Genomic DNA, 26,956 nt, shown 5'->3' with positions numbered 1-26,956 from the left:
CGTCAGCCAGGCAGGACGCGCCTGCGCGCGGTTACCGGGCCACCGTCCTGCGCCAGAATCCGCGCGATGGCACCGGCAATCGGCTCGAAGGCCACCGTCATCGTGTGGCCGTTGGCATGCAGGATCCGCCGCGCATCGACGACCCAAGCGACGTGCCCGGCCCAGAACATCAGATCTCCGCGCCGCATGGGGAGAGTGTCAGCCAGATCCTGACCGAGGCTTTGCTGTTGGTCACTGTCGCCGGGGCAAGGCAGACCGCAGGCCAGCATCGCCACCTGCACCAGCCCGGAACAGTCAATTCCCGATGCCGAGTTTCCGCCCCAAAGATAGGGCGCACCGATAAAGGTCTCGGCCACAGCAACAGGGTCATCCGGGCAGTCGTTCAGACCGCGCAGATGGGTCAGCGGTACAAAGCCAAATGGTGTTTCGGCAAAGCCGCCATCAAGGCGGGATACGCTCAGCAGCGCGCCGAACGGAAGCGCGTCTCGTTCGGGGGCCTGCACCTTTGGCCTGGAATACAGATGGCTGGATCTGGCACCCACCCAGTGAGTGGGCGTCATGGCCGGGCCGATGGCCGCTGCCTTCAGCCAGCCGCAATAGCCGTCCTTGGTCGCCTGCACAAAGGCGTGGTTGTCCTGCAGGTCTATTACGGTGACCGCATCACCCAACAGCAGTTGCCGGTCGCGTGCCCCGCCCGGATGGGCCAGCAGATCGGCAATCGGCACTTTGACAGTCGCCGCCTCACCTTCGGTAAAGGTCGCCTCGACCTGACCGCGCAACGAGGGCAGGGCAAACCGGCCTGAAAACGGGGTGGTGCGCCGGTCCATCACAAGCCCAGCATGTCGGGCAGCGCATGGAGCACCGCCCGCGCCCCCTGACCGGCCCCACCCTTTGGCCGCGCGGGCAAGTCGGCGGGCGTGTGGCCGTAAATGTCGAAATGCGCATAGCGCGTGTTGCCGGCAAAGCGGCGCAGGAACAGCGCCGCCGTGATCGCCCCGGCAAAGCCGCCCGAGGGCGCATTGTCCAGATCGGCGATGCCCGGTTCGATCATCGGCTCATAGGCATCCCAGAACGGCAGGCGCCAGACCGGATCGAACCCCGCCGCCGCTCCGGCGGCAATCGCCGTGGCCATGACGGGATCATCGGTGAAATAGGGTGCCAGATCCGGCCCCACCGCCACGCGGGCCGCCCCGGTCAGCGTGGCCATCGAGATAATCGTCGCGCCGTCTTCCTCGCTGGCAAAGGTGAGGGCGTCGGCCAGGATCAACCGGCCCTCGGCATCGGTGTTGTTGACCTCGACCGTCAGGCCGCGGCGTGAGGTCAGGATATCGCGCGGGCGCATCGCCGCTCCGGAAACACTGTTTTCCACCGCCGGCACCAGCACGCGCAGCCGTAGCGGCAGACCAAGCCGCATGATCATCAACGCAAGGCCCATGACCGTGGCAGCTCCGCCCATATCCTTTTTCATCAACAGCATGCCGGCCGATGGCTTCAGGTCCAGCCCACCGGTGTCAAAGCACACTCCCTTGCCCACAAGCGTCAATTGTGGCCCTGCGTTGCCCCAGCGCATGTCGAGCAGACGCGGCGCGCGGGGTGACGCGCGGCCCACGGCGTGGATCATCGGGAAATTCTGCGCCAGCAGATCATCGCCGACAATGGCCGTGGCGGCAGCCCCATACTCTTGCGCCAAGGCAAAGAAAGCGGCCTGCAAGTCATCCGGGCCCATGTCATTGGCAGGGGTGTTGATCAGGTCGCGGGTCAGGTATTCGCCCGCAGCCATCGCCAGCAGGCTATCGCCATCCAGCCCGTCCGGAAGTTTAAGGCGCGGCAGCGCGGCTGGCGTCTTGCCGGGGCGATAACGGTCAAAGCGGTAGCTGGCCAGCAGCCAGCCCAGTACAGCCTCTTTCGCAGCGGCCTCGGTCAGGCTGCCCGACAGGTGCCAGTCGCCCGGCGGCAGGGTGGCGACGGCCTTGGCCAGCCCAAAGCGCCCCTGTGCGCGCGCGGTTTTGGTGCCGCTGCCGATGACCGCCCCGGCAAGCCCATCCGCCCCGGGCAGCAGGCGCAGGTCGCCCAAGGCCGCCCTGAACTGCGTGGCATCCAACCATCCCTTCCAGGTCAGCCCCGGCCCCGACAGCCAGTCCGGCAGGTCATCAGGGGAGACGACATGCAAGGCCAATGACGCATTACCCGCAGGGGCAAAGGCGGGCAGAGGGGTGAACGGGGGAGGCATAGGGCGGCTCCTTCTGAGTCACCAAAGCCTAGCCGTTCCCACGCTGCCTGCAAGCCCCCGCTAAAGCAATGAGCGGTCAAGCAAGGTCTTGTCCGGGGCGAGCGAGGCTTCGGCAATGCGGATCAGCCGCCCCCAGACCGCAGAAAAAGCCGTCGAATCACCCGAGGCCAGGCAAGAGCGCGCATCTCCGGCGACCAGCGAAAGCGAAACCATGCCCAGATTTTCAGCCATAAGCTGCAGGCGGCGCAGATGGCGTGACAGATCGGCCATGTCATGCGCCCGCACCTGATTGGCCAGTCCCGCCATGGTTAGCGCTACCTCGCCCAAGGCACGGGTGACCACCCGTTCGGCCGACTCTGCGCCCAGATTCCGGTAAATCGTGGCGATCGGCCCGCCATCCTGCCGCAGTCGTTCCAGCGGACGAAGCCGCACCACATTGTCAGCCTGCATGGCCCACACCCTTTGTTACACACCCGAGGGCAGGCTGCGCCTGTTTCGTTGAAGAAAAGGTTGCAGCTGCGGAATTATCCCTCTCGAATTTTCTGCAATTGCGGCCTATCTGGGTCTCGCCCATTTCCGGAGTACCATAGGCATGGATGCAGCCCGCCCCCTTCCCAGTTATCTGATCCAGCGGTTTCATGGCTGGCGTGCAACGACCTATCAGGATAACCGGGCCTGGTTCCGCCGTCTGGCTGCCAGCGGGCAGCATCCGCGCGCCATGGTGATTTCCTGCTGCGACAGCCGGGTGCATGTGACCTCGATCTTTGGTGCGGATGAGGGCGAGTTTTTCATTCACCGCAATGTCGCCAATCTGGTGCCACCCTATTCGCCCGACGGTACCTATCACGGCACCTCGGCGGCGGTGGAATATGCGGTGACCTCGCTTGGCGTCGCGCATATCGTGGTGCTGGGGCACTCCAATTGTGGCGGGGTCAAGGGGTGCCACGATATGTGTATGGGTCATGCCCCGGCGCTGGAGGAGAAGACATCCTTCGTCGGGCGCTGGATGGACATTCTTCGCCCTGGATTCGAGCGCGTGCGCGACCTGCCCGACGCCGACCGCCCGCGCGCGCTGGAAAAAGAGGCGGTGCTGGTCAGTCTGGAAAATCTGATGACTTTTCCGTTTGTGCGTGACGCGGTCACCGATGACCGGCTGACGTTGCACGGGCTGTGGAACGACACCGGCGAAGGGACCCTGGAGCATTATGATCCGCTGCGCGGATTTGTTGCGGTCTGACCTTGTCATAGCCTAAACGTTTCCCATATCGCCGCCAACGGGGGCACATCCATGCAGGACATTCTTTCTTTGGCGGCAGATAACCTGCTGTCACCCATGATCCTGTGCTTTGCACTGGGGCTGTTCGCCGCATTGGCACGGTCAGAGCTGACGGTGCCCGAGGCAGCGGCCAAGGCTTTGTCGATTTATCTTCTGTTTGCGATTGGCTTCAAGGGCGGGGTCGCTGTGGCGGACCACGGGGTTGATGGGGGGCTGATCTCGGCGCTGCTGGCCGGGGTGATGCTGTCCTTTGCGCTGCCCTTTGTTGCCTTTGGCCTGCTGCGCGGGCTGACGGGTTTGTCGGTCACCGATGCGGCTGCAGTGGCGGCGCACTACGGATCAATCTCGATTGTCACCTTTGTCACGGCGGCGTCGGTGCTGACTTCGCAAGGCATTGCGTCCGAAGGCTATATGGTTGCCGTCGCCGCCGCGATGGAGGCACCGGCGATCATCTCGGCGCTGTGGCTGGTCAGTCGTGCGGGCAGTGGCGCGCAGCGCATGGATGCCGATCTGTGGCGCGAAATCCTGCTGAACGGGTCTATCGTGCTGCTGGTCGGGTCTTTTGTGATCGGTATGGTGACGGGGCAGGACGGCATGGTGCGGATCGAAAGCTTCATCGTGTCGCCATTTCAGGGTGTGTTGTGTCTGTTCCTGCTGGATATGGGGCTGGTTGCCGGGCGGGGCCTGCGCGCGTCGCGCGGGGTGCTGACTGCGGGGGCGCTGGTGTTTGGCGTGGTGATGCCGCTGGTGGGCGCGCTGGCCGGGCTGGCGGCGGGGCTGCTGCTTGGGCTGTCCACCGGGGGTGTCGCGCTGATGATGGTGCTGGCGGCATCGGCCAGCTACATCGCAGTGCCCGCCGCGATGCGGGTGGCCCTGCCCGAAGCCAACCCGTCGATCTATCTGACCCTCTCGCTGGGGGTAACATTTCCGTTTAACCTGACGCTTGGGATTCCGGCCTATGTTGCCGTGGCCCAGGCCGTGACCGGAGGCTGACCGATGCAGACACATGCCGCAAAGCGCGTCGAGATCATCATCGAGGCCCCGATGCAGGGCCGCCTGACCGATGCGCTGACCCGGGCAGGTGTGACGGGCTACACCGTCTTGCCGGTGTTGGGCGGGTCGGGCCGGTCGGGTGAATGGACGCGGGAGGGCCAGGTCGGGCGCGGCGGGATGGTTGCCGTGGTTTGCCTGATAAGGCCGGAGCGGTTGGGCAACCTGCTGGATGCCGCGTTCACCGTGGTCGAGCGGCATATCGGCGTGGTTTCAGTCAGCGATTGCGAAGTGCTGCGGGCCGAGCGGTTCTGACCGCGCCCAGTGGGGCGGCCATGAAAAAGCCCGCCGGAAGGCGGGCTTTATGTGCTTCAGGCTGTAGGCCTCAGCCCTTTTTCAGGCACCGCTGGCCCAGAACTTCGGCGATCTGCACCGCGTTCAGCGCCGCACCCTTGCGAAGATTGTCGGACACAACCCAGATGTTCAGGCCGTTTTCAACCGTCTCGTCCTGCCGGATTCGGCTGACATAGGTGGCATATTCGCCCACGCAATCGATGGGCGTGATGTATCCACCGGCTTCGCGCTTGTCGATCACCAGCACGCCCGGCGCTTCGCGCAGGATGTCGGTGGCCTCTTCCCAGTCAAGGTAATCTTCAAACTCGATGTTGATCGCCTCGGAATGGCCGACAAACACCGGCACGCGCACGCAGGTGGCCGTGACCTTGATCTTGGGATCAAGGATCTTCTTGGTTTCCACCACCATCTTCCATTCTTCCTTGGTGTCACCGGAGTCGAGGAAGACGTCGATATGAGGGATCACGTTGAAGGCGATCTGCTTGGGGTAGACACTGGGGGCCACTTCCTGACCCGGCACATAGATGCCCTTGGTCTGGTTCCACAGCTCGTCAATCGCTTCCTTGCCGGTGCCCGACACCGACTGATAGGTCGCGACCACCACGCGCTTGATCCGGGCACGGTCATGCAGCGGCTTCAGCGCCACGACCATCTGCGCGGTCGAGCAGTTGGGGTTGGCGATAATATTCTTGTTCTTGTAGTGCACCACCTCATCAGCGTTCACTTCTGGCACGATCAGCGGAATCTGGGGATCGTAGCGGTAAAGCGACGAGTTATCGATCACCACGCAACCCTGGCTTGCGGCCTTGGGTGCATAGATCTTGGTCGCATCCGACCCGATGGCAAACAGCGCAATGTCCCATCCGGTAAAGTCGAATGTGTCCAGATCCTTGGTCTTGAGGGTCTTGTCGCCAAAGGAAACTTCAGTCCCCAACGACTTGCGGCTGGCAAGTGCGGTGATCTCATCCACGGGAAATTCACGCTCGGCGAGGATGTTGAGCATTTCCTTGCCCACATTCCCCGTCGCGCCCACGACAACGACTCTATAGCCCATCCGGCCCTCCATGCGTCAAACGACGCTGCGTCCTACCGCAAAGGGGGGGCAGGGGGAAGTGTTGATAAAGAAAGAGTGGGGGCGCTTCCCCACACCCCCGGGATATTTATGAACAATGAGATCAGTCGGTGCGGTCTCGCGAAAAGGCGTACACGACAAGGCCAGCGGCAAGGAACAGGGCAATAAAGCCGAAGATGGCGGCGGTGGGGGCCGATGCGGGGTCTGCGGGTGTGGTGGCATGGATGCGGCCGGTGGCGAGTTGCAACAGGCCCACGGGTGCGATGCCGAACAGGTTGAGCAGGGTGACGCCCCGGCCGGTCAGATGCGCCGGGATAAAAGCACGGCCATGAGCGATGACCATGGGAAAAGACGCCCCGGCAAACCCGACCCCCGCCAACAGGGCGATGGTCAGGGTAGGGCTTTGCGGCGACAGCCACAGGCCGACAAGGCAGGCAAGTACGATGCCATTTCCCCCCATGATCAGCCATTTGCGGGTGCCAAGCGCACGTTCCAGCGGGCCATAGGCAAAGCTGCCAGCCACCATGGCCAGCCCCATGATCAGGCTGACCTGCCCAATCCAGGCGGCATCGGCCCCGAACACATCGCGAAACAGCGGCCCTACCCAAAGGCCGCGGATGGACGCGGCAGGCGCATAGCAGACCGCCATCATGATCAGCATCGGCCAAAGCGCCGGCATGCGCAACAGGTCGAGCAGGCTGCCCTTCTGCCCCCCCGCGGTGCGGGGCGGGTCGCGCAGCAGGGCAAGGATCGCCAGTGCCACCAGCGCCGTAATCGCGGCCAGACCCCAGAGCGACGCCCGCCATCCCAGAGCCTCGACCGCCATCGACAGTGGCAGCGATGCGCCGATGTTGCCCAGATTGCCGATGCCCACCGTGGCCCCGGCCAGAGTGCCGAAGACGGCAGGCGCATAGCTGCGCGCGAAGATGTAATAGGACGCCATCAGCACCGGCGAACAGCCGACCCCGATCAGCACCATGGCCAGCTTGATCGCCCCCGGTCCGGTCGCCATGGCAAAGATCACCGCCCCGACCGCGCCGACGGCCATGAGCGCCGCAGAGGTCAGGCGCGGGCCAACACGGTCCAGCGCCTCACCAACCGGGATCTGCATCACGGCGAAGGCCAGAAACCACAGGCCAGAGGCGGCGGCAAGATCGCTGGCCGTGGCCCCCAAGTCGCGGTCCAGCACCGGGGTCAGCACCGCCAGGAAGGCACGGTAAAACTGGCTGAGGACGTAAGCCCCCAGAAGGGCAGCAATTCCGGCACGCATATCTGATGTTCCTCTTTCGTGGCGGGCGACCATCGCAGGGTCGCGCAGGCGGGTCAACTGGCTCGGATCAGGGCTTTTTGCAATGACCGGCGGCAGCGGTCTGCCCACCTTTGCGCAATGATAACAGTCGCCGCGCTCAGCCGGACCCGGCTTCAGGCGGGCAGTGCAACCAGCGGCTTTTCCCGGATCGGCAGGTGGACGATGGCTGAAAACGCGCCCACCCCCACGCCGATCCACCAGACCAGCGTGTAGTCACCGGTGATGTCATACATCTTGCCGCCCAACCAGACACCCAGAAACCCGCCGATCTGATGCGACAGGAACACAAAGCCGTAAAGCGTACCCATATAGCGCAGCCCGTAAATGTGCGCGACAAGGCCAGACGTCAGCGGCACGGTCGCAAGCCAAAGCGACCCCATCACCGCAGAAAAGATCAGCACGGACCCGGGCGTGATCGGCATCAGGATAAAGGCGGCGGCGGCAATGGTGCGCGCCACATAAATGCCGGTCAGCAGGTATTTCTTGGTATAGCGCTTGCCCAGCCAGCCTGCCGTCAGCGTGCCCGCAATATTGGCCAGCCCGATCACCGCAATCGCCACCGCCCCCAGCGCGGACGTCGTGGTGATCCCCATGCCCGCCAGCGTACCCGCTGGATCAATCGGTCCACAAAGCTCGGTCACAAAGGCCGGGAAATGTGCGGTGATGAACGCCAGTTGATAGCCGCAGCTGAAGAACCCCAGGAAAATCAGGCTGAAGGATGGGTCCTTGAAGGCGCGGGTCAGGACGGTGCCCATGCTTTCCTCCAGCTCTGCCCGGGTTGCCACATGGGGCGAGCGGATGAAGGGCAGGGCAAACAGGCTGCACAGGATCAGCCCGGCAAAGATCACGAACACCTCTTGCCAGCTGTAGGACTGCAACAGGAATTCGGCCAAAGGTGCCCCGAACACCTGCCCCATCGACCCGGCGGCGGTGGCGATGCCCAATGTCATCGACCGGTGTTCGGGCGCTGCGGCCCGCCCCACCACTGCCAGCACCACGCCAAAGCCGGTGCCCGCAATGCCAAACCCCACCAGAATTTCCAGCACCTGATGCTGGCCCGGTGTGACGGCAAAGGATGATAGAACCAGCCCGGTGGCATATGTCAGTGCGCCCGCGACAATGGCCTTGCGGTCGCCAAATCGCTCGGCCAATGCGCCGAACAGCGGTTGGCCGATGCCCCAGGCCAGGTTCTGTATTGCAATGGCCAGCGAGAATTCGGCCCGTGCCCAGCCAAACTCTTCGGCGATGGGAATCTGGAACACCCCGAAACTGGCTCGGATTGAAAAGCCCAGCATCAGGATCACGCATCCTGCGATCAGGACCGGGGTGATGATCGGGGCCTTTGTCGGGGTCATGTCCACACTCCTGTCCGGGGCGCGAAGATGTGCCCGGACCAGGGTCGCGTCAAATGCTGTTTTGTGATCCGCACAATCATGCTGGCGGATCAGCCCACAAGGAAGGGCGACTGCTAAGAAATCCTAGCCGAACTGCATCGGGTCTGGCCCGACGCGGGTACCGGCGTCCAGTGTACCCATGGCGGCCATTTCCGCATCGGTCAGGCTGAAATCGAACACATCCAGATTTTCCGCCAGCCGTCCGGCGTTGGTGCTGCGCGGGATGACCGAACAACCAAGCTGCACATGCCAGCGCAAGATCACCTGTGCCGGGGTCTTGCCCGTGCGCTCTGCGACCGCCCGCACCGGGGCCGCATCAAACGACTGGCCCTTGCCAAGCGGTGTCCAGCACTGGGTGACAATGCCCAACCGGTCATGCAGCGCGCGCAGTTCGGTCTGCTGAAAGGCCGGATGCAGCTCGATCTGGTTCAGCACCGGAGTCACCCCGGTTTCGCCGATCAGGCGTTCCAGATGGTCGCCCATGAAGTTCGACACGCCGATGGACTTGACCCGCCCTTCGTCGCGCAGCCGTATCATCGCGCGCCAGGTGTCCAGATACAGGCCCTTGGCAGGGCAGGGCCAATGGATCAGGAGCAGGTCCGGATCCGTCCCCAGACGCGCAGCCGACTCGTCAAAGGCGCGCAGGGTTTCGTCATGGCCCTGACGGTCGTTCCAGATCTTTGTGGTCACAAACAGCTGTTCGCGCGCCACCCCACTGTCGCGCGCACCCTGTCCGAGGCCGTCTTCATTGCCATAGATCGCCGCCCCGTCGATCAGGGTATAGCCCATCCCGATCGCCGAAGACACGATGCGCCCGGTCTGATCTGCCGGAATCTGCCAGATACCAAGCCCAAGCGCCGGAATCCGGTTTCCATCATTCAGCTTCAAAACCGTCATCATCGTCTCCCGCAAGTCTGGGCCGCAGGGAACAGATTTAAGGGGTAAGATGCAAGCAGGAACTGCCCGCCCAGCCTTTGGTTGTGCAGCTTTTCCAAATACTCCGGGGGAGTTGTGCGCCGGTGCGCGCCGGTTGACCCCGGGCGCATCCGCAGCGCGACGGGGGCAAAGCCTCCGAACAAACGGCTTGCCCCCGCCCTTCGCGGAGGCGCAATCAGATCACTGCTGGTGGCCTTGCGCAGCGGTTGGTGCGTAGGCGGCGCGGGTCAGGTCAACCACCCTCCCGGTTGCGGCACTTTCCTGTGCCGCCATGCCAATGGCCACGGCCCACCAGCCATCCAGCAGGCTGACCTCTGGGGTCTGCCCGTCGCGCACCACGCGGGCAAAGCCCTGATGTTGATAGAATGTGCTGCCATTGTGATCCCCCGCCGCCAGCAGCGCGGGGTCTACCGGCACGTCGAGCACCAGAGGGCCTTTGGGGCTGCGCGGGCTGATGATCACCTGCGGCACCGGCGGGGCACCCAGATGGATGGGCCAAAACCGGCCCGGACCCGGGACAAGACATTCAATCTTGCCCAAGGGTCCAATCGCCGAAATCTCTTCCTGAAAGCGCGCGCCTTCGGCAAACATGCACAGCTCCAGCATGGCGCGCAGCCCGTTTTCAAAGTCTACAATTACATAGGCGTTGTCCCAGATGTCGGGGGTCTGCCCGCCATAGCGCTCGTCCAGATGGTTCACCGCCTGACCCGCCGATGCCATCACCCGCACCGGATTGCAGCCGGCGATTAGCCGCATCAGGTCAAAGAAATGGCAGCATTTTTCCACCAGAGTGCCGCCAGTGTTGCGGTTGAAGCGGTTCCAGTCGCCGACTTTTTCAAGAAAGGGAAAGCGGTGCTCGCGAATGGTCAGCATCTTGATGCCACCCGTCGCCACCGGTGCCTGCGCGATCAGATGCGCTACCGGGGGCATGTAGCGGTATTCCATCGCCACCCAGATCGGTGCCGGATAGGCTGCGCGCAATGCCGCGAGCCGCGGGGCATCGGCAGGGTCGGTAAACAGCGGCTTTTCACACAGTATCGGCAAGGGCCGGATCGCCGCGATCTCTTCCATCTGCGCCAGATGCATATGATTGGGCGACACGATCAGCAGGCAGGTCACCGCCGGATGCGCCACCACAGCGGCCACGCTGTCCAGCATCCTCGCCCCGGGTGCCAGTTCCGCCGCCTGCGCCCGCATCGCCGGGTCCGGCTCGAAGATCGCGGCCACGCTGGCCCCGTCGATCAGGGCGATGTTGCGCAGATGCTCTTGCCCCATCATGCCGCAGCCAATGATACCGTATCTCAGTTCCATAACAGCCTCATTTCAGGCGGGCCACATACGCCACGCGGTCAGGGTCGTACCAGGTAAAGGACGCCTCGACTGATTGGCCGTCCTGAGCTTTGGTAATGCGGGTGATCATCGGCAGCGGCGTGCCGGGCGGGTGCGGAAACTCTGCCGGGGCCCATTGCGGCAAAGGGCCAAGGCCGATCCGGTCTTCGGCCCGCGCGATCCACAGGTTCAGGTGCTGGCGATAGAACAGATAGAGCGAGTCCGACAGATCCTGCGGCGCGATCCTGTCGATCAGCGCGCCGTCCAACCAGATTTCTTCCACCGCCGCCACCACGCCCGACAAAAAGCGCAGACGGCGGATGCGGTGGCCTTCATCGCTGGTGCCAAAAGCGGGCAGGGCGGGGTCTTTCGGCAGCCGGTCCACCGACAGCACGCGGGCGGTGGGCAGACCGCCGCCTTCCAGCAGTTCGATCCGCAGCAGCGCATAGACCGAGGACGGGTCCGCCTTGGTGCGGATGTAATTGCCCGACCCCTGTATCCTCTCCACCAGCCCCTTTGCCGCCAGCTCTTTCAGCGCCTGACGCAAGGTGCCCACGGCAATTCCCAGACCCGCCGCCATGTCGCGCTCGGGCGGCAGGCGTTCGCCATCCATCAACCGCCCCGCCGCGATGTCACGGATCAGAAGCTCGCTGGTTTGCAGATAGAGGGGCAGTGCGCCGGGGGATGACATTGGATAGCCGTAAGAATTACGTATATTGATACAGGATTGATCTATAACATTCCCGATGATACGCAAGGAAAAACGTGAGTCTTGCGCGCGGGTTTTCAGGGAGGAAAACGTCATGACAGTGGTGCCCGTCACCTCGGCCGATCTGCAGGCGAGCGAGGTCAGCTGGTTCGCGGCGCTGTGCTCGGATGATTACGCATATCTGGGCGTGCCAGACCCGGCCCTTCGCTCCAGTTGGGACCATTGTTCCGGGATCGTGAAACGCGCCGAAGGTCACGGCTTTCGCAACATCCTGTGCCCGTCCTCCTATCAGGTGGGGCAGGATACGCTGTCTTTCGTCGCCGGTTGCGCGCCGCTCACCGAGCGCATCAACTTTCTGGCCGCCATCCGCTGCGGCGAGATGCAGCCGGTGATGCTGGCCCGCACCGTGGCCACGCTGGACCATATGCTGCAAGGGCGGCTGACGCTGAATGTCATCAGTTCCGATTTCCCGGGCGAGGTCGCTCCAAGCGCCTTTCGGTACAGGCGCAGCCATGAGGTGGTGGAGATTCTGCGGCAGGCCTGGACACAGGACCATATCGAATACGCAGGCGAGGTTTATCAGATCAGCAAGGTCAGTGCCGACCCGGCACGGCCTTATCAGCAGAATGGCGGGCCTTTGCTGTATTTCGGCGGCTATTCGCCCGATGCGCTGGAACTGTGCGGCGCGCAGTGTGATGTCTACCTCATGTGGCCCGAAACCAAGGACATGCTGGCACAGCGAATGCGCGACGTGCATGCCCGCGCCGCCGCCCATGGCCGGACGCTGGATTACGGCTTGCGGGTGCACATGATTGTGCGCGACACCGAGGCCGAGGCGCGGGAATACGCCGAACATATCGCCAGCAAACTGGATGATGAATACGGCAAGCTGATCCGTGACCGGGCGCATGATTCCATATCTCTGGGTGTCGCGCATCAGGCCCGCGCCCGCGACCTGGCCGATCAGTTCGGCTATACCGAGCCGCACCTGTGGACCGGTATCGGCCGGGCGCGGTCGGGCTGTGGCGCTGCGCTGGTCGGCTCCGCCGACCAGGTGCTAAGCCAGATTGAGGAGTACCGCAAAATGGGCATCCGGGCTTTCATCTTTTCGGGCTATCCCCATCTTGATGAATGTGACCATTTCGGCACCAAGGTGCTGCCTCAGCTGAAAACCTGCTCTTTGCCGCATGAATATGGCCGCGTGCCCGCCAGCACCCCGGCCACCCCTTTAGGAAACGGACCCCGCCGCTGATGGAAAAGATCGCCCTTTCGCCCGAAGTCTCCCTCTCGCGTCTTGTCTATGGCATGTGGCGGCTTGGGGATGATGCCGATACCTCGCCTGCGCATGTGCAAGCCAAAGTAGAGGCGTGCCTTGCGCAAGGCATCACCACGATGGATCAGGCCGACATTTATGGCGGTTACACCGCCGAGGCGATCTTTGGTGCGGCCCTGAAGGCCGCCCCGGCGTTGCGCGACCAGATCGAGATTGTCACCAAATGCGATATCATCGCCCCCGCTGGCCGCCATGCTGCGGCAAGGGTGAAGTATTACGACACCTCTGCTGCGCATATCACGGCCTCGGTCGAGGCAAGCTTGCGCGCCATGGCGACTGACCGGATCGACCTGCTGTTGATCCACCGCCCAGATCCGCTGATTGACAATATCGAGACCGGGGCGGCGCTGGATGCGCTTGTGGCCTCGGGCAAGGTGCTGGCCGTGGGCGTGTCGAACTTTCGTCCATGGGATTTTGATCTGCTGCAATCAGGGATGACCACGCCCTTGCGGACCAACCAGATCGAACTCAACCTGATTGCGAATGCCGCCCTGACCAATGGCGACATCGCCTTTCATCAGCGTCAGGGTCACCCCCTGATGGCGTGGAGCCCGCTGGCCGGCGGTACCCTGCTGTCAGCGTCGCAAACCCCGTTGCGCACCGCGCTGCACCGGATCGGGGCGGAACAGGGCACCGACTGGTCGGCGGTGGCGGTGGCCTGGTTGTTGCGCCATCCGGCGCGCATCATGCCGGTGATGGGCACCAACAGCCTTGAGCGCATTGCACATCTTTCCGATGCCTGCCGTGTTGAAATGGATCGCCAGACGTGGTTCGAGCTCTATACCCACGCCATAGAGCGTGAAGTGCCGTAAGGACAGACGGCCAATTGTGATGGAATCTTGATGACAGATCTGGTGTTCGGCCCCGCTGACAACCCGCGCGCGTTCCGCGATGCCCTGGGCCGCTTTGCGACCGGGGTGACCGTAGTGACCTGCGCCGCCGCCGCAGGGCCGATGGGTTTTACCGCCAACAGCTTTGCCGCTGTGTCGCTGGACCCGCCGCTGGTGTTGTGGTCGCCGGCGAAATCCTCCAGCCGCTTTGTGCCGTTCGCGCAGGCGCAGCACTATGCAATCCATGTGCTCGATCTGGCCCATGCCGACTGGCTGCCCCGGTTCGGCCGCGATGGGGCAGGCTTCCACGGGTTGAGCCATGAGCTGAATGTCGAAGGCGTGCCGCTGATCCACGGCGCGCTGGCCCGGTTTGAATGCGTACAACACGCCACCCATGACGGAGGGGATCACCTGATCGTGGTGGGGCGCGTGCTGCGCGCGGCCTACCGAGAGGGCGCGCCGCTGGTGTTTTCGCAAGGGGCCTACGGGCAGTTCGCCGGGATCTGAGGCGCGCAAGTTGTTGAATGTGGACCGGGGCTGTGCCCCAGTCCACGGGATATTCGAGAACAGATGATGCGCCAGAGGGCGATGCGTCATGGGTGAACGCCTGTGCCCGGCAGGGTGCGATAGCGCCCTAGACCGGGATATTGTCGATCAGCCGGACCCCATCCAGCCAACAGGCGGCCAGCATCCGGCGCGGGCTGGCTGGATCGTCTGAGGGCATCAGGGTGGCGGCATCGCGCAGTTCGATATACTCCACCCGTTCGAACCCGGCGGCGCGGATCGCTTCCGCCGCTTCACGGATGGCCATCCGGTCTGATTGCCCGGCGCGGATATCATCCGCCGCCGTGGTGATGGCGCGATACAGCACCCCTGCTTTCGCCCGCCCATCCGGTGTCAGCCGAACGTTGCGCGACGACATGGCCAGCCCGTCTGCTTCGCGGATCGTTTCGCAGCCGACGATCTGCACCGCCAGATTCAGGTCGCGCACCAGCCGCAGCACCACCTGCAGTTGCTGCCAGTCTTTCTGGCCAAAGTAGCCCCGGTCGGCGAGGGTCATGCCAAACAGTTTGGTAACCACAGTGGCCACGCCGTCGAAATGGCCTGGCCGCATCCGCCCCTCCAGCGGTTCCGACACGCCTGCGACCGAGACCACGGTCTTGAACCCCTCGGGGTAGACCTCCTCTCGTGTCGGGGCGAAGATCAGATCGACAGGTACGGTGGCCAGCAGGGTGGCATCCGCCGCTTCGGTGCGGGGGTATTTCAGCAGGTCATCGGGGTTGTTGAACTGCATCGGGTTGATGAAAATGGTGGTGATGACCCGGTCACACTCGCGCCGTGCCGCGCGGGCAAGGCTGAGATGGCCGTCGTGCAGCGCGCCCATGGTGGGGACAACGCCAATGGTCTGGCCTGCCGCGCGCCAGGCACGGGTATGGGCGCGCAGATCGGCGACGGTGCGGACGATTGTGGGCAAGGTCACGGCTTGGCTTTCGCAGGAAGGACATCGGCGAAGGCATGTTCGGGGCCGGGGAAGGCGCGGGCGCGCACCTCTGCGGCGTAAGAGGCGATGGCTTCATCGGCCAGCTTGCCCAGTTCGGCATAACGTTTGACGAACTTGGGCCGAAAATCGGTAAAGAGGCCCAGCATGTCGTCGATCACCAGCACCTGCCCGTCACAATCGACCCCGGCCCCGATGCCGATGGTGGGAATGCGCAGAGCCGCCGTGATCTGGCCTGTCAGACCTTGCGGCACTTTTTCCAGCACGATGGCGAAGGCCCCCGCCGACTCGCAGGCCTTTGCGTTGGCCATCACCTTGGCGGCCTCTGCGTCGCGGCCCACCACCTTGTAGCCGCCCAAGGTGTTCACCGACTGCGGTGTCAGGCCGATATGCGCCATCACCGGCACTCCGCGGGCTGTCAGAAATGCGATGGTTTCCGCCATGTGCACGCCGCCCTCCAGCTTGACAGAAGGCGCGCCGGTTTCGGCCATCAGGCGCGCGGCGTTGCGGAAGGCCTGCTGCGGGCTTTCCTCATAGCTGCCAAAGGGCATGTCGATGACTGGCATCGCCTTTGACAACCCGCGCACCACTGACCGGCCATGCAGGATCATCATCTCCATCGTCACAGCGATGGTCGAGGGCAGGCCGTGCAACACCATACCTAGGGAATCGCCCACCAGTGCGACGTCACAATGAGGATCGACCAGACGCGCCATCGGCGTGGTATAGGCGGTGAGCATCACCAGCGGCTGACCGCCCTTGCGGGCCGTGATATCGGGCGGCAGAACCGGGCGGACGGGGGATGTGGCGCTCATGATCGTCTCCTGCCTGTGACGCCCTGTCATCCGGGCGTCCTTAAACTGCCTGACATCAGTGCATGACCGCGCCGCGATGCGCAAGAATATTGCGCCGCACTGCGGCACATCGGGCAGAGGGGGCGGTGCGCGGGCTTGACGGCGCGGCAACGGCTGTGCCCCATGGCAGCAGCACAGAGAGCCGGAGGCCGCTATGTCCCTGATCGAACGCGTTACCCGCGACGCAACCGCGGCCGAAGAGGAAAGACCGGACCCGGCCAAGCTGGTGTCGGGTGATCCGGTGCATACCACCTGGAACCTCGAAGAGGTGGACGGGCTCTATTGCGGAATGTGGCAATCCACCCCCGGCGCGTGGCGGGTATCTTATGTGGAATGGGAGTACATCCGCATCCTGTCCGGCCATTCGATCCTGCGCGGTGAGGATGGATCTGAGACACATCTGCGCGGCGGCGACAGTCTGATCATCCGCCCCGGGTTCGCCGGCGTGTGGGAGGTGTTGGAAACGACGCTGAAGGATTATGTGATCCGGGTCTAGGCGGGCTTGGCCTTGCGGCTGACCATCGCCACTCCGGCACCCGCCAATGCCATGCCGGCCCAGGCCATCGGCGGCATCGCCTCTCCCAGCAGGGGCCAGGCGAACAGCGCCGACATGGCGGGCACAAGGTAGAACAGGGCCGAGACCCGGCTCACCTCGCCCACGCGGATCATCGCCAGCAGCAGCGACATGGCCAGCAGCGAATTGCCGATCACCAGATAGGCCATCACGGCGATGAATTCGGCGTCCCAGGAAATGTCCTGGCTTTCGGTCAGCAGGGCGACTGGCAGGGTGAAGGCGGCCCCCACCGCGTATTGGATCAGGTTTGACGTGACGGGGTGCAGACTGATGCCAAACCGCTTTTCATAGAGCGTGCCTGCGGTGATCCCGAACAAACCGCCGACCGCCAGAAGCAGCCCCCATGGGTTTTCTGCCTGCACCTGCGCCCGGGCCAGAATGACGACCAAAGCCCCGGCCAACCCAAGACCAAGGCCAATCCATGCCCGGCGGCTGACCACTTCGCCCACAAAGCGCGGGGCGATCAGCGCCACAAGGATGGGTTGCAGACAGACCACAATCGCCACCCCAGCCGCTGAAACCCCGGATTTGAACGCCAGATAGCACAGTCCGAAATAGCTGACCTGAATCAGAAAGCCGACCACCGCCACATCCAGCCAGCTGCGCGCGGTGGCGGGCATGGGCGGACGCATAAAGACCACGAAGGGCAACAGCACCAGCAGCACGAGGCAGTAGCGCAGCGCCAGAATGGTCATGGGTTCGGCGTGGCCCAACCCCAGTTTGGCAATGGCAAAGCCCGCCGACCAGAGCACCAGAAACACGGCAGGGGCGGCGATCAGCCAGAGGGGGCGGGTGGATGTCATGCGACGGACTATTGCCGGGACGCAGACGAAAGAAAAGGGTGGCCGCGCTGCCTGTGAGCAATGTCAGAGGCAGCGCCTGAAATTACAGCGGAACGTTATCGCCGCCCGTTGCGGGCATACCGTCACGCGGATCGTCGAATACCGGTGCCTGGGTGTTGGCTGTTGGGCCATAGATCAGTTCGGGGTCGACGGTGCGTGAGGGCAGGTCGATGCCGCGGTTGAAGTTTTCGGGGTCCACCCGCAGCGCTTCGGCCTCGGTGCGGACATGGACCGGGGTGCCGATCGGCACCAGTTCGAACAGGTGGATGATGTCTTGATTGAACATGCGGATACAGCCCGCCGACCCGGAATTCCCGATGGACTCCATGTCATTGGTGCCATGGATGCGGAAATAGGTGTCGCGCCCGCCTTTGTACAGGTACAGCGCCCGCGCGCCCAAAGGACTGCGCAGACCGCCGGGGATACCGCCGGAAAACGGGCCATAAACCTCGGGCTCGCGGCGGATCATGTTGCGGGTCGGCGTCCAGCCCGGCCATTTGCGTTTCAGCTGGATGGTGCCATTGCCGGCAAATGCCAGACCGGCGCGGCCAACACCCACGGGATAGCGCACAGAAGTGGCCCCTTCGCGCACGAAATATAGAAACTTGGAATAGGGATCGACGTCGATGGTGCCGATGGCCTGCTCGCCCAGATATTGCCCGGTAATCCGCCGGTTCGGGCTTTGGGTATACTGGCCCGGGATACCGGGCAGGGTGTAGCCACTATCGAACACCGGCCCATAGCCGGGCAGGAAGCCAGCCGAAAAAATCGGCTGATCCGTGCCGGGCATCGCGGGGGCACAGGCCGACAGGGCGGCAAAACCGGACAGGGATAGAAAGCTGCGGCGGCTGAGGGGAGCAAAAGACATGGGGCGCCTTGATAATTCGATTCACACCTACCTAGCATGCCGTTTTGCAGAACGGAAAGACCCGGACAGGATTTCCTGCCCGGATCGGTCATCAGTTGCGGTTTTGTGATGGGTTGGACGCAGGAAAGGCCCCTGCGCCGCGTCTTTGCCCTTGAGTCGACGTTAGTCTCACCCAGGGTCGCCTTCCCGTTCGACCAGATCAGCAGTTGCAGGGGGTCTGATCAAGGCCGGAGGACAGGCCAGCGGCGGCTTTGCTGAATTGTGCAGTCGGCGACATTTTGCCGGGAACCTTTTGGGCCGTTCAAGAGTTTGTGAGCATAATACCCGCAAGCGGGGTATCAGAAAGGGACTATGATGACCATTGAAGCACTTCTTATCATTCTGCTGATCGGCGCTATTGCCGGCTGGCTCGCCGGCCTGATCGTCAAGGGCTTTGGCTTTGGCCTTCTGGGCAACATCGTTGTTGGCATCGTCGGTGCCTTGATCGCAAGCTTTTTGTTTCCAGCCATCGGGCTGGGCCTTGGTGGAGGAATCCTCGGGTCGATCATTGCGGCCACGCTGGGTGCTGTAATCTTGCTGTTCCTGATCCGGCTCGTCAAACGCGCTTGATTCGGTCTGCCAACGTTTCCGAGTGAAAGCTTAAAAGTCAGAGAATTGAAAAGTATTCGAGTAAAAGTGAAAGGCCGGGGTTTTCCCCGGCCTTTTTCTTTATCCCACCACGTTGAACCCGGGTCCGTAGGGATATTTGGTGATGTCCTCGGCACCCTCTTCGGTGATGACCAGGATGTCATGCTCTCGGTAGCCGCCAGCCCCCGGTGCGCCGTGCGGAATGGTCAGCATCGGTTCCATGCTGATCACCATGCCCGGTTCCAGCACCGTGTCGATATCTTCACGCAGTTCCAGCGCAGCTTCGCGCCCATAGTAGTGCGACAGGATGCCAAAGCTGTGGCCATAGCCAAAGGTGCGGTATTGCAGCATGTCACGTTCGGCCAGAAAGGCGTTGATCTTGGCCGTGATGTCGGCGCAGGTGCTGCCCGCCCGCAACAGGCCCATGCCGTATTCATGCGCGTCGATGTTGTGCTGCCAGACGGCCAGGCTGGCCGCGTCCACCTCTCCCACAAACAGCGTGCGTTCCAGCGCGGTGTAATAGCCCGAGATCATCGGAAAGCAGTTCAAGCTGAGGATATCACCTTGCCGCAGCTTGCGGTTGGTCACCGGGTTGTGCGCGCCATCGGTGTTCAACCCCGACTGGAACCAGACCCAGGTGTCGCGGTATTCGGCATCGGGGAAGCGTTTGGCAATCTCCCGCTCCATCGCGTCGCGGCCCGCAATGCTGATCTCCAGCTCGGTAGCACCGACCCTGATCGCTTCGCGAATGGCATAGCCCCCCACATCGGCCACGTTGGCCCCATGGGTGATCAGTGCAATCTCGGCGGGCGATTTCATCATGCGCTGCTGCATGGTGGCGGGGGCGATATCCATGCCGCGCTTGGGCTTGAGGAAGCTGTGCAACTTTTCCGCCCGGTCCATCGTCAGATGGTCCGCCTCGCAGCCAATTGCCTTGTCGGTGCCCGTGATCCCAGCCACGACGCGCCAGAAGTTATCGCGCGTCCAGTCGGTATAGGTGATGTTGTCCCCCACCGACCGCCGCCATGGCTGACCCGCGTCAATGCCAGCACTTACCGTGATGCAATCAGTTTTCGTCACCACGCAGGCATAGGGCCGGCCAAAGCTGCAATACAAAAAGCCCGAGTAATAGGCCACGTTGTGCATGCTTGTCAGCACCACGGCATCAAGGCTGTGCAGTTCCATGATGTCGCGCAGACCGGCGAGGCGGTCTTCATATTCCGAAACCGTAAAGGGCAGGGCATCCTTCGCCCCGCCATTGTGCAAGCGGTAGTGTTCCGGGCGGATCAGTTCCATGTCAGACCTCATTCATGGGGTCGGACGTTGTGCCCGGAACCCCGAAAGGTCCCGGCGTACAGGACGAAAGCGGCAAGGCCGCAAGCAGCGGGAAGGCTTCCCTTGTGGCGACGCCATCGCCACGGCTCTGCGCTACCATGCCGTGGCGCAGCCTTGACCGCAAGGGGCTAGGGCGGGTGCTCTGCACCTACCAACGTGGCTGCCTGCTCCCATCATCCTCCGGTCACAGTTTGTCGAAATCCGCTGCCGAATGGCGCTCGGGCAATTGCTCGTGCGGTTCGCCCCAGTCGCGGTTGACTTTCCGGCCGCGCACCACTGCTGGGCGGGCGTCGATCTTTTCGGCCCATTTCAGTACGTGCTTGTAGCTGGCCACATCCAGAAACTCTGCCGCGTTATAGGCGCGGCCCAGAACCATCCCGCCGTACCACGGCCAGATTGCCATATCGGCAATCGAATAGTTGTCCCCCGCCACAAATTCATGCTCGGCCAGCTGCCGGTCCAACACGTCGAGCTGCCGCTTGGTTTCCATCGCATAGCGGTTGATCGGGTATTCGTATTTTTCTGGTGCATAGGCATAGAAATGGCCGAATCCTCCGCCCACAAACGGGGCCGAGCCCATCTGCCACATCAGCCAGTTGATCACCTCGGTCCGCTCCGGGCCCGATGTGGACAGGAAAGCCCCGAATTTTTCCGCCAGATGCAGCAGGATCGACCCGGATTCGAACACGCGCAGGGGCGTATCACCGGAATGGTCCATCAGCGCCGGGATCTTGGAATTGGGGTTTGCCGCCACAAAGCCTGACCCGAACTGATCGCCGTTCCCGATTTTGATGATCCAGGCGTCATATTCGGCGGCATGCCCCGCCTCCAGCAGCTCTTCAAACATCATGGTGACCTTCACCCCATTGGGCGTGGCCAGCGAGTACAGCTGAAACGCGTGGTCTCCGCGCGGCAGGGGATTGTCATGCGTGGCACCGGCAATGGGGCGGTTGGTGCTGGCAAACTGCCCGCCGTTTTCCTTGTCCCAGGTCCAGACCTTTGGCGGAACATAAGCGGTGTCGGTCATGTGGTCTCCCATCCTGGTTGGTCGCGGCCTGTCCCAAAACCTAAGGCCTCGGCCCGCACTCGGCAATGGCGGCAACGTGCGCCAAGGCCCGACGCACGGTCACTGTGCAGTTCTGCAATGAGACTCCGCGCTCACCGCCACCGCACAAATCGCCCCGGACCCTGGGCTGCCAGGATCATCAGTCCTCCGGCAACCGACCAGTTCTTGACCATGATCGTCACCTGCCAGGGGTCCGCCCGAAGCTGCCAATGGAAAAAGCTGGTTATCAGGCAATAGCCCGCCAGCCCAAGCGCCCAAAGCGCCACGCGCGGCCCCAGTACCAGCCCCGCGGCTGCCATCAGGTTGATCACCGCCACCGGCCAGACCAGCAGCCCCGGCAGGCCCACCCCCGCCAGCATTGCCTGCACCGGGATAGGATCAGCCATCTTCTGCACCGCCCCGCCCGCAAACAGCACCGCGATAAGCAGCCGCCCTGCCAGATTCAACCCGTCCTGCATCTGACCGCCCCGCTTGCTCGTGTAATACCGTCGACGACCCTGCCACGCGAAAGGCGGCGGCGAAAGGGCTTGCCAAACGGTGGGTTTTGCGGCCCCTTTCACCCATGCGTACTGGTCTTCGCAATCTGATCACCGATGTTCCCGGCCTGTTGGTCGGCCAGGCGCAGGATGCGGGTTTGCGTTCTGGCGTAAGCGTGCTGACCGCCGCGCGCCCTTTCACCGCGGCGGTGCATGTGATGGGTGGGGCACCCGGAACGCGCGAAACCGATCTGCTCGCCCCCGACCGGCTGGTGCAAGAGGTGGACGCGCTGGTGCTGTCTGGCGGTTCGGCCTTTGGCCTCGATGCCTGCTCTGGCGTGGCAGATGCCCTGCGCGCGATGGGGCGCGGCTTTGCGGTTGGGGATCAGCGGGTGCCGATCGTGCCGGGTGCCATTCTCTTCGACCTGTTGAACGGCGGCGACAAGGCGTGGGCGCGCAACCCCTATGCCGACCTTGGCGCAAGAGCCCTGCGCTCCGCTGCCCAACATTTCATCCTTGGCACCGCAGGCGCGGGCTATGGGGCCGCCACGCAGAACTGGAAAGGCGGCATAGGCTCTGTCTCTGCCATCCTTCCTTCTGGTCTCACCGTCGGCGCATTGGTTGCAGTCAATGCGCTCGGCTCGGTGACGGTGGGCAACAGTCGGCAGTTCTGGGCCGCCCCGTGGGAAGAGGGGGATGAATTCGGCGGCCTCGGCCCCGCCCCGCGCCACCCTCCGCAAGACGCGCCAGTGCCGCGCAAACGGATGGGCGAGTCTACCACAATCGCCATTGTCGCCACCGATGCGGCACTCACGCAGGCACAGGCGCAGCGCATGGCCATTGCCGCGCATGACGGAATGGCACGCGCGATTGTGCCATCGCATACCCCGCTTGACGGCGATCTGGTCTTTGCCGCAGCCACCGGCGCGCGCGCCCTGGCCGACCCGTTGACCGACACGTTCCAGCTTGGCCACGCTGCCGCCACCTGCCTTGCGCGCGCCATCGCCCGCGCGGTGTTCAGTGCGACTGCACTGCCCGGCGACCTGCAACCGATCTGGGCATCGCGCCCCTGAACTGCTGCTTGCCAGATACTCACCCCGGAGGCGCCTTCCGGGCCCGCTCAGCGCAGCCGGTTCAGGATATCCAGACTGGCATAGCCATCCGGCAGCATGCCGTTCGCACGCTGATACGCCTTGACCGCCGCAATGGTGTTCGGCCCGATCCGGCCATCCACCCCTTGCGGATCAAAACCGGCACGGGTCAGCCGTTCTTGCAACTCCATCCGCTCCACCAGCGAAAGCGCGCGCAAGTCACGCGGCCAAGCGGCTGCAATTGCAGGTCCGCCGCGCAGGCGGTCGGCCAGATGGCCAACGGCGATGACATAGGCATCGGCGGTGTTGTAGCGTTCGATCACCTGAAAATTGGAAAAGATCAGAAATGCCGCCCCGCGCGCCCCGCCGGGCAGCAGTACAGACGCCAAGCCATGGTCCGGCAACGCTCCTCCCGCGATCGGCGTGACCCCAAGCGCTGACCACTCCGTCACAGGCTTTTTCACCCGCTCGGTGGTCTGGTCATAGTCGAATCCGTCGGGCAGACGCACCTCCAGCCCCCAGAGCGCGCCACTGGTCCAGCCCCAGTGCCGCAGATAGGCGGCGGCCGAGGCCAATGCGTCACCCGGATCATCCGACCAGACATCGCGCCGCCCATCACCGTCAAAATCCACCGCATGCGCCCACCAGCTGCTGGGCATGAACTGGGTGTGCCCCATCGCCCCTGCCCAGCTGCCGCGCATCGCTTCAACTGTCACATCACCGTTGCCGATGATCTTCAGTGCCGAAATCAGCTCTGCTTCAAAAAACGTGGCGCGCCGGGCGTCATAGGCCAGTGTCGCCAGCGCCCCTAAGGTGGGGATATCGCCGCGAAAGCTGCCGTAGGCCGATTCCAGCCCCCAGATCGCGGCGATGACATGCCGGTCCACGCCATACTCCGCCTCGATCCGCGCCAGCACCGCGCCATGCTGCGCCAGTGCGCGATTGCCATGGGTGATGCGGTCGTCTGATACCGCAGTGTCCAGATAGTCCCAGATCGTCTTGGTGAATTCGCTCTGGTTGCGGTCGCGCTCGACGATTTTCGGGTCAAAGCGCGCCTGCGCCAAGGCACGGTTCAGCACGTCCGGTGCAATCCCCGCCTCAATCGCGCGGGGGCGAAAACCCGCCAGCCAATCCGCAAACCCCTGTTCGGTGCCGATGGGTTTCATTTCTGTCCTCTCAGCCGGGGCATTGCCTTCTGATGTGTTCAGCGATTGCGCCGCCACGGGTTGCGCTAGAAACGCAGCCAACAGTCCCGCCCCGAATATACCTGCCCGTTTCATACCTGCCCCGTTTTCCGTTAATCTAACCGCCCGCCCCGCAAAGGGCAAATGACAGCTCTGCGCACAGCCCGATCTGCCTCTGGGCACTCATCCGCGACCGCGAATGTCGCATCCGGGGATGACCTTTGCCCGCGCTTGGCCTAGCTGAGGGGCAATGACAGCGGAGACGGCGGGTGATGGGCTATTTTCTGGGCGTGGATACGGGCGGCACCTATACCGATGCCGTGATTGTCGATCAGGACGCCACCCGCGTGATCGGCAAGGCCAAGGCGCTGACCACCCGCAATGATCTGGCCATCGGTATCGGCGGGGCGGTGGATGCCGCACTCGCGCTGGCGGGCGTTGCCGCCGGCGACATCACGCTGGTTTCGCTGTCGACCACGCTGGCCACCAATGCGCTGGTCGAAGGGCAGGGCGGGCGCGTGGCGCTGGTGTTCATCGGCTTTGATGCAGGCGATGAGGCCCGCGCCGGGCTGGACGAGGCACTGCGCGGTGACCCCATCTTGCGGCTGGCCGGAGGCCATGGTCATGCCGGGCAGGAACTTGCCCCGCTGGACCTTGCTGCGCTGGAACAGGCCCTGCAGGGCAGCGGCGATCAGGTGATGGGCTATGCCGTCGCCGCGCGCTTTGCCACCCGCAACCCCGCGCATGAAATCGCCGTGCGTGATCTGATCCGCCGCGTCACCGGGCGGCCCGTCACCTGCAGCCATGAGCTGTCTGCCAACCTGAACGGCCCCAAGCGCGCCCTGACCGCGGTGCTGAACGCCCGTCTGATCGGCATGATCGACCGTCTTGTCGCCGCCTGCGAACGCCACCTTGCCACCATCGGCATCGAGGCGCCTTTGATGGTGGTGCGCGGCGACGGTGCGCTGATCTCTGCGGCCATGGTGCGTGAACGACCGATTGAAACCATTCTGTCAGGCCCCGCCGCCAGCATCGTTGGCGCCCGCTGGCTGACCGGGGCCAGCGATGCGCTGGTGTCCGACATCGGCGGCACCACCACCGACGTCGCTCTGCTGCGCGGTGGCCTGCCCGAGATCGACCCGCAGGGCGCGCGGGTTGGAGGTTTCCGCACCATGGTCGAGGCGGTGGCAATGCGCACCACCGGCCTTGGCGGCGACTCCGAGGTGCATCTGATCACCGAAGGGCTGACGGGCGGCCTGCGCCTTGGCCCGCGCCGGTTGGTGCCAGTGTCGCTGCTGGCGCAGGACCACAGCACCATGGTCCACGCAGCGCTTGACCGGGCGCTGTCTGCCGATGTGGTGGGCGAATACGATGGCCGCTTCGTCATCCCGATGCAGGGCGCGAGGGGCGGGCTCAGCCCGCGCGAAGCCGCGCTTCTGGCCCGCATCGCCGGGCCGATGCCATTGGCGCAGGCCCTAACGACCCGGCTGGAGGCAGCAGCGATGGACCGGCTGGTGGCGCGCGGCTTGGTGATGATCGCGGGTGTCACGCCCTCGGATGCCAGCCATGCGCTCGGTCGCCTGACCGTCTGGGATGCGCAGGCGTCGGAAAAGGCGCTCCGCCTGCTGGGACGCCGCCGTACCGGCGCGGGAGAACGGTTTGCGACCGATCCGATGGCACTGGCGCAATCCATCATCGACCGGCTTACCGCCCAGACCGCCGACTGCCTGCTGGAGGCCGCCTTTGCCGAGGACCCGGTATTCGCCGGGAACGCTCCAGAAACCCTCGCCCGCCATGCCCTGACGCGCGCCGGTCTGCGCGGCCACAAGGGGGTGATGCAGATCACCGCTCGGCTGGCGGTGCCGGTGATCGGCCTTGGGGCATCGGCACCAGCTTATTACGGCGCTGTGGGAGAGCGGCTGGGGTGTCAGATGATCCTGCCCGAGCATGCCGGAGTCGCCAATGCCATCGGCGCGGTGGTTGGCCAGATCAGCCAGCGTGCCACCGGCAGCGTCACCAGCCCGTCAGAAGGCCGCTTTGTTGTGCATCTGCCGGGCGGGATTGAAAGTTTCACGGACCGCGATGCCGCGCTTGCCGCACTGCACGCCGCCCTGTCCGCCGATGCCTCGGCCCGCGCCCTGCAGGCCGGTGCCTTAGACCTGCATCTGGCCACCAAGCGCGACATCCGCGAAGCCGAGGTCGAAGGTCGCAGCATGTTTATCGAAGCAGTCCTGAGTGTCACCGCCTCCGGCCGCCCGCGTGTTGCGCGCGGGGGTGCCGGTGCTGTCGGCGAAGATACGACCCCAGATGCGGCCCCAGCTGGCCTCAAATGACGAATAGGCCTTGACGGGCGAAGGCGGGCGCAATACGACGCCGCCAATGGCTAGGTAGCTCAGCTGGTTAGAGCACGTGACTCATAATCACGGGGTCGGGGGTTCGAGTCCCCCCCTCGCCACCACTATATATGTGAAATCAGCCAGTGACATCCAGAAACTCCTTGTTTATAAGGGTGTTGTCGAGTCCGTTTGTCCGATCCAGTCCAGAGCGGTGCGCTGAGATATCCCCGGTGTGGGGGTGTTTTTGGGGGTGTCGGGCGAAAGCTGAAAAGGTGCTACCCCTACCATGCCCCTGACCGATGCCGCGATCCGAAGCCTTAAGCCGAGAGACAAGCCGTACAAGGTTTCGGACTGGGGGGATTACCACCGCAGCCATCGTGCCAGACATGGACACCATTGTGTTGTTGATTTTCACCCAGAACTGACCCGGGCTTTTCATCGAG

At 63.8% G+C, this 26,956-nt stretch carries 27 protein-coding genes and 1 tRNA gene; 11 read left to right on the top strand and 17 right to left on the bottom strand.

Features of this window, described 5'->3' with window-relative positions; all coding sequences use genetic code 11:
* Nucleotides 1-2 precede the first annotated feature (2 nt).
* From EEB11_RS07090 to EEB11_RS07080, 3 genes are read right to left on the bottom strand one after another with little or no spacing between them, the layout of a single operon-like run.
* Nucleotides 3-827 (bottom strand): C40 family peptidase, encoded by an 825-nt coding sequence (locus tag EEB11_RS07090; RefSeq protein ID WP_135429738.1) that lies wholly within the window; start codon nucleotides 825-827, stop codon nucleotides 3-5.
* On the bottom strand, nucleotides 827-2,230 hold the full coding sequence (locus tag EEB11_RS07085) for a leucyl aminopeptidase family protein (protein ID WP_135429737.1): 1,404 nt from the start codon (nucleotides 2,228-2,230) through the stop codon (nucleotides 827-829). The genes EEB11_RS07090 and EEB11_RS07085 overlap by 1 nt, the downstream gene beginning before the upstream one ends.
* A 60-nt stretch (nucleotides 2,231-2,290) precedes the next feature.
* Nucleotides 2,291-2,680, bottom strand: a complete 390-nt coding sequence (locus EEB11_RS07080; protein WP_135429736.1) for a hypothetical protein — start codon at nucleotides 2,678-2,680, stop codon at nucleotides 2,291-2,293.
* 142 nt (nucleotides 2,681-2,822) lie between these two features.
* On the opposite strand from EEB11_RS07080, the gene EEB11_RS07075 reads away from it, so the two are divergent.
* Genes EEB11_RS07075 through EEB11_RS07065 form a run of 3 tightly spaced genes read left to right on the top strand, consistent with a single transcriptional unit; the run spans nucleotide 2,823 to nucleotide 4,811 of the window.
* Nucleotides 2,823-3,467: a carbonic anhydrase gene (locus EEB11_RS07075; protein ID WP_135429735.1), complete on the top strand. Its 645-nt coding sequence runs from the start codon at nucleotides 2,823-2,825 to the stop codon at nucleotides 3,465-3,467.
* Between the two features lie 51 nt (nucleotides 3,468-3,518).
* A complete protein-coding gene (locus EEB11_RS07070; RefSeq protein WP_135429734.1) occupies nucleotides 3,519-4,499 on the top strand; it encodes a sodium-dependent bicarbonate transport family permease in 981 nt (326 codons plus the stop codon).
* Between the two features lie 3 nt (nucleotides 4,500-4,502).
* Nucleotides 4,503-4,811 (top strand): P-II family nitrogen regulator, encoded by a 309-nt coding sequence (locus EEB11_RS07065; protein WP_135429733.1) that lies wholly within the window; start codon nucleotides 4,503-4,505, stop codon nucleotides 4,809-4,811.
* A 70-nt stretch (nucleotides 4,812-4,881) separates the two neighbouring features.
* On the opposite strand, the gene EEB11_RS07060 is transcribed toward EEB11_RS07065, so the two are convergent.
* From EEB11_RS07060 to EEB11_RS07035, 6 genes are all read right to left on the bottom strand, one after another.
* Nucleotides 4,882-5,904 carry an aspartate-semialdehyde dehydrogenase gene (locus EEB11_RS07060; protein ID WP_135429732.1) on the bottom strand — a complete coding sequence of 341 codons (1,023 nt, stop codon included), beginning with the start codon at nucleotides 5,902-5,904 and terminating at the stop codon, nucleotides 4,882-4,884.
* Nucleotides 5,905-6,025: 121 nt separating this feature from the next.
* Complete coding sequence (locus EEB11_RS07055) at nucleotides 6,026-7,192, bottom strand: MFS transporter (protein ID WP_135429731.1); 1,167 nt, start codon at nucleotides 7,190-7,192, stop codon at nucleotides 6,026-6,028.
* Nucleotides 7,193-7,344: 152 nt separating this feature from the next.
* A complete protein-coding gene (locus tag EEB11_RS07050; protein WP_135429730.1) occupies nucleotides 7,345-8,586 on the bottom strand; it encodes an MFS transporter in 1,242 nt (413 codons plus the stop codon).
* Between the two features lie 123 nt (nucleotides 8,587-8,709).
* On the bottom strand, nucleotides 8,710-9,522 hold the full coding sequence (locus EEB11_RS07045) for an aldo/keto reductase (RefSeq protein ID WP_245298801.1): 813 nt from the start codon (nucleotides 9,520-9,522) through the stop codon (nucleotides 8,710-8,712).
* A gap of 219 nt (nucleotides 9,523-9,741) precedes the next feature.
* Nucleotides 9,742-10,872 (bottom strand): Gfo/Idh/MocA family protein, encoded by a 1,131-nt coding sequence (locus EEB11_RS07040; protein WP_135429728.1) that lies wholly within the window; start codon nucleotides 10,870-10,872, stop codon nucleotides 9,742-9,744.
* Between the two features lie 7 nt (nucleotides 10,873-10,879).
* Nucleotides 10,880-11,581 (bottom strand): GntR family transcriptional regulator, encoded by a 702-nt coding sequence (locus tag EEB11_RS07035; protein WP_135429727.1) that lies wholly within the window; start codon nucleotides 11,579-11,581, stop codon nucleotides 10,880-10,882.
* A gap of 112 nt (nucleotides 11,582-11,693) precedes the next feature.
* Here EEB11_RS07035 and EEB11_RS07030 point away from each other — a divergent pair, with 112 nt between their 5' ends.
* The 3 genes from EEB11_RS07030 to EEB11_RS07020 are packed head-to-tail and all read left to right on the top strand — an operon-like array spanning nucleotide 11,694 to nucleotide 14,269.
* Nucleotides 11,694-12,851, top strand: a complete 1,158-nt coding sequence (locus EEB11_RS07030; RefSeq protein ID WP_135429726.1) for an LLM class flavin-dependent oxidoreductase — start codon at nucleotides 11,694-11,696, stop codon at nucleotides 12,849-12,851.
* A complete protein-coding gene (locus EEB11_RS07025; RefSeq protein WP_135429725.1) occupies nucleotides 12,851-13,744 on the top strand; it encodes an aldo/keto reductase in 894 nt (297 codons plus the stop codon). The genes EEB11_RS07030 and EEB11_RS07025 overlap by 1 nt, the downstream gene beginning before the upstream one ends.
* A 30-nt stretch (nucleotides 13,745-13,774) precedes the next feature.
* Nucleotides 13,775-14,269, top strand: coding sequence for a flavin reductase family protein (locus EEB11_RS07020; protein ID WP_135429724.1), 495 nt, complete (start codon nucleotides 13,775-13,777; stop codon nucleotides 14,267-14,269).
* Between the two features lie 127 nt (nucleotides 14,270-14,396).
* On the opposite strand, the gene panC is transcribed toward EEB11_RS07020, so the two are convergent.
* Together panC and panB are read right to left on the bottom strand one after the other, a co-directional pair.
* Nucleotides 14,397-15,236, bottom strand: a complete 840-nt coding sequence (gene panC, locus EEB11_RS07015; protein ID WP_135430147.1) for a pantoate--beta-alanine ligase — start codon at nucleotides 15,234-15,236, stop codon at nucleotides 14,397-14,399.
* A 2-nt stretch (nucleotides 15,237-15,238) separates the two neighbouring features.
* A complete protein-coding gene (gene panB, locus EEB11_RS07010) occupies nucleotides 15,239-16,075 on the bottom strand; it encodes a 3-methyl-2-oxobutanoate hydroxymethyltransferase (RefSeq protein WP_135429723.1) in 837 nt (278 codons plus the stop codon).
* A gap of 193 nt (nucleotides 16,076-16,268) precedes the next feature.
* On the opposite strand from panB, the gene EEB11_RS07005 reads away from it, so the two are divergent.
* Entirely contained in the window at nucleotides 16,269-16,610 is a 342-nt protein-coding gene (locus EEB11_RS07005; RefSeq protein ID WP_135429722.1) for a cupin domain-containing protein, read from the top strand.
* Here EEB11_RS07005 and EEB11_RS07000 read toward each other — a convergent pair.
* On the bottom strand, nucleotides 16,607-17,491 hold the full coding sequence (locus EEB11_RS07000; RefSeq protein ID WP_135429721.1) for a DMT family transporter: 885 nt from the start codon (nucleotides 17,489-17,491) through the stop codon (nucleotides 16,607-16,609). The genes EEB11_RS07005 and EEB11_RS07000 overlap by 4 nt on opposite strands.
* A gap of 82 nt (nucleotides 17,492-17,573) precedes the next feature.
* Nucleotides 17,574-18,398 carry a L,D-transpeptidase gene (locus EEB11_RS06995; protein ID WP_135429720.1) on the bottom strand — a complete coding sequence of 275 codons (825 nt, stop codon included), beginning with the start codon at nucleotides 18,396-18,398 and terminating at the stop codon, nucleotides 17,574-17,576.
* A gap of 354 nt (nucleotides 18,399-18,752) precedes the next feature.
* On the opposite strand from EEB11_RS06995, the gene EEB11_RS06990 reads away from it, so the two are divergent.
* Nucleotides 18,753-19,007: a GlsB/YeaQ/YmgE family stress response membrane protein gene (locus tag EEB11_RS06990; protein ID WP_135430145.1), complete on the top strand. Its 255-nt coding sequence runs from the start codon at nucleotides 18,753-18,755 to the stop codon at nucleotides 19,005-19,007.
* A gap of 99 nt (nucleotides 19,008-19,106) precedes the next feature.
* Here the strand turns inward: EEB11_RS06990 and EEB11_RS06985 are convergent, their stop codons facing one another.
* From EEB11_RS06985 to EEB11_RS06975, 3 genes are all read right to left on the bottom strand, one after another.
* Nucleotides 19,107-20,315, bottom strand: a complete 1,209-nt coding sequence (locus EEB11_RS06985) for a M24 family metallopeptidase (RefSeq protein ID WP_135430143.1) — start codon at nucleotides 20,313-20,315, stop codon at nucleotides 19,107-19,109.
* 229 nt (nucleotides 20,316-20,544) lie between these two features.
* Nucleotides 20,545-21,387, bottom strand: coding sequence for a glutathione-dependent disulfide-bond oxidoreductase (yghU, locus tag EEB11_RS06980; RefSeq protein WP_135429719.1), 843 nt, complete (start codon nucleotides 21,385-21,387; stop codon nucleotides 20,545-20,547).
* Nucleotides 21,388-21,518: 131 nt separating this feature from the next.
* On the bottom strand, nucleotides 21,519-21,884 hold the full coding sequence (locus EEB11_RS06975; protein ID WP_135429718.1) for a DoxX family protein: 366 nt from the start codon (nucleotides 21,882-21,884) through the stop codon (nucleotides 21,519-21,521).
* A 104-nt stretch (nucleotides 21,885-21,988) separates the two neighbouring features.
* Between EEB11_RS06975 and EEB11_RS06970 the strand changes: the two genes are divergently transcribed.
* Nucleotides 21,989-22,975, top strand: coding sequence for a P1 family peptidase (locus tag EEB11_RS06970; RefSeq protein ID WP_135429717.1), 987 nt, complete (start codon nucleotides 21,989-21,991; stop codon nucleotides 22,973-22,975).
* 47 nt (nucleotides 22,976-23,022) lie between these two features.
* On the opposite strand, the gene EEB11_RS06965 is transcribed toward EEB11_RS06970, so the two are convergent.
* Complete coding sequence (locus tag EEB11_RS06965; RefSeq protein WP_135429716.1) at nucleotides 23,023-24,273, bottom strand: lytic murein transglycosylase; 1,251 nt, start codon at nucleotides 24,271-24,273, stop codon at nucleotides 23,023-23,025.
* 176 nt (nucleotides 24,274-24,449) lie between these two features.
* Between EEB11_RS06965 and EEB11_RS06960 the strand changes: the two genes are divergently transcribed.
* Together EEB11_RS06960 and EEB11_RS06955 are read left to right on the top strand one after the other, a co-directional pair.
* Nucleotides 24,450-26,510, top strand: a complete 2,061-nt coding sequence (locus EEB11_RS06960) for a hydantoinase/oxoprolinase N-terminal domain-containing protein (protein WP_135429715.1) — start codon at nucleotides 24,450-24,452, stop codon at nucleotides 26,508-26,510.
* A 48-nt stretch (nucleotides 26,511-26,558) separates the two neighbouring features.
* A tRNA-Met gene (locus EEB11_RS06955) sits at nucleotides 26,559-26,635 on the top strand.
* The last annotated feature ends 321 nt before the right edge of the window (nucleotides 26,636-26,956 follow it).

This window comes from Pseudotabrizicola sediminis, assembly GCF_004745575.1.
GTDB classification, from domain to species: Bacteria; Pseudomonadota; Alphaproteobacteria; order Rhodobacterales; family Rhodobacteraceae; genus Pseudotabrizicola; species Pseudotabrizicola sediminis.
This window is presented reverse-complemented; position numbering and strand designations above follow the sequence as displayed.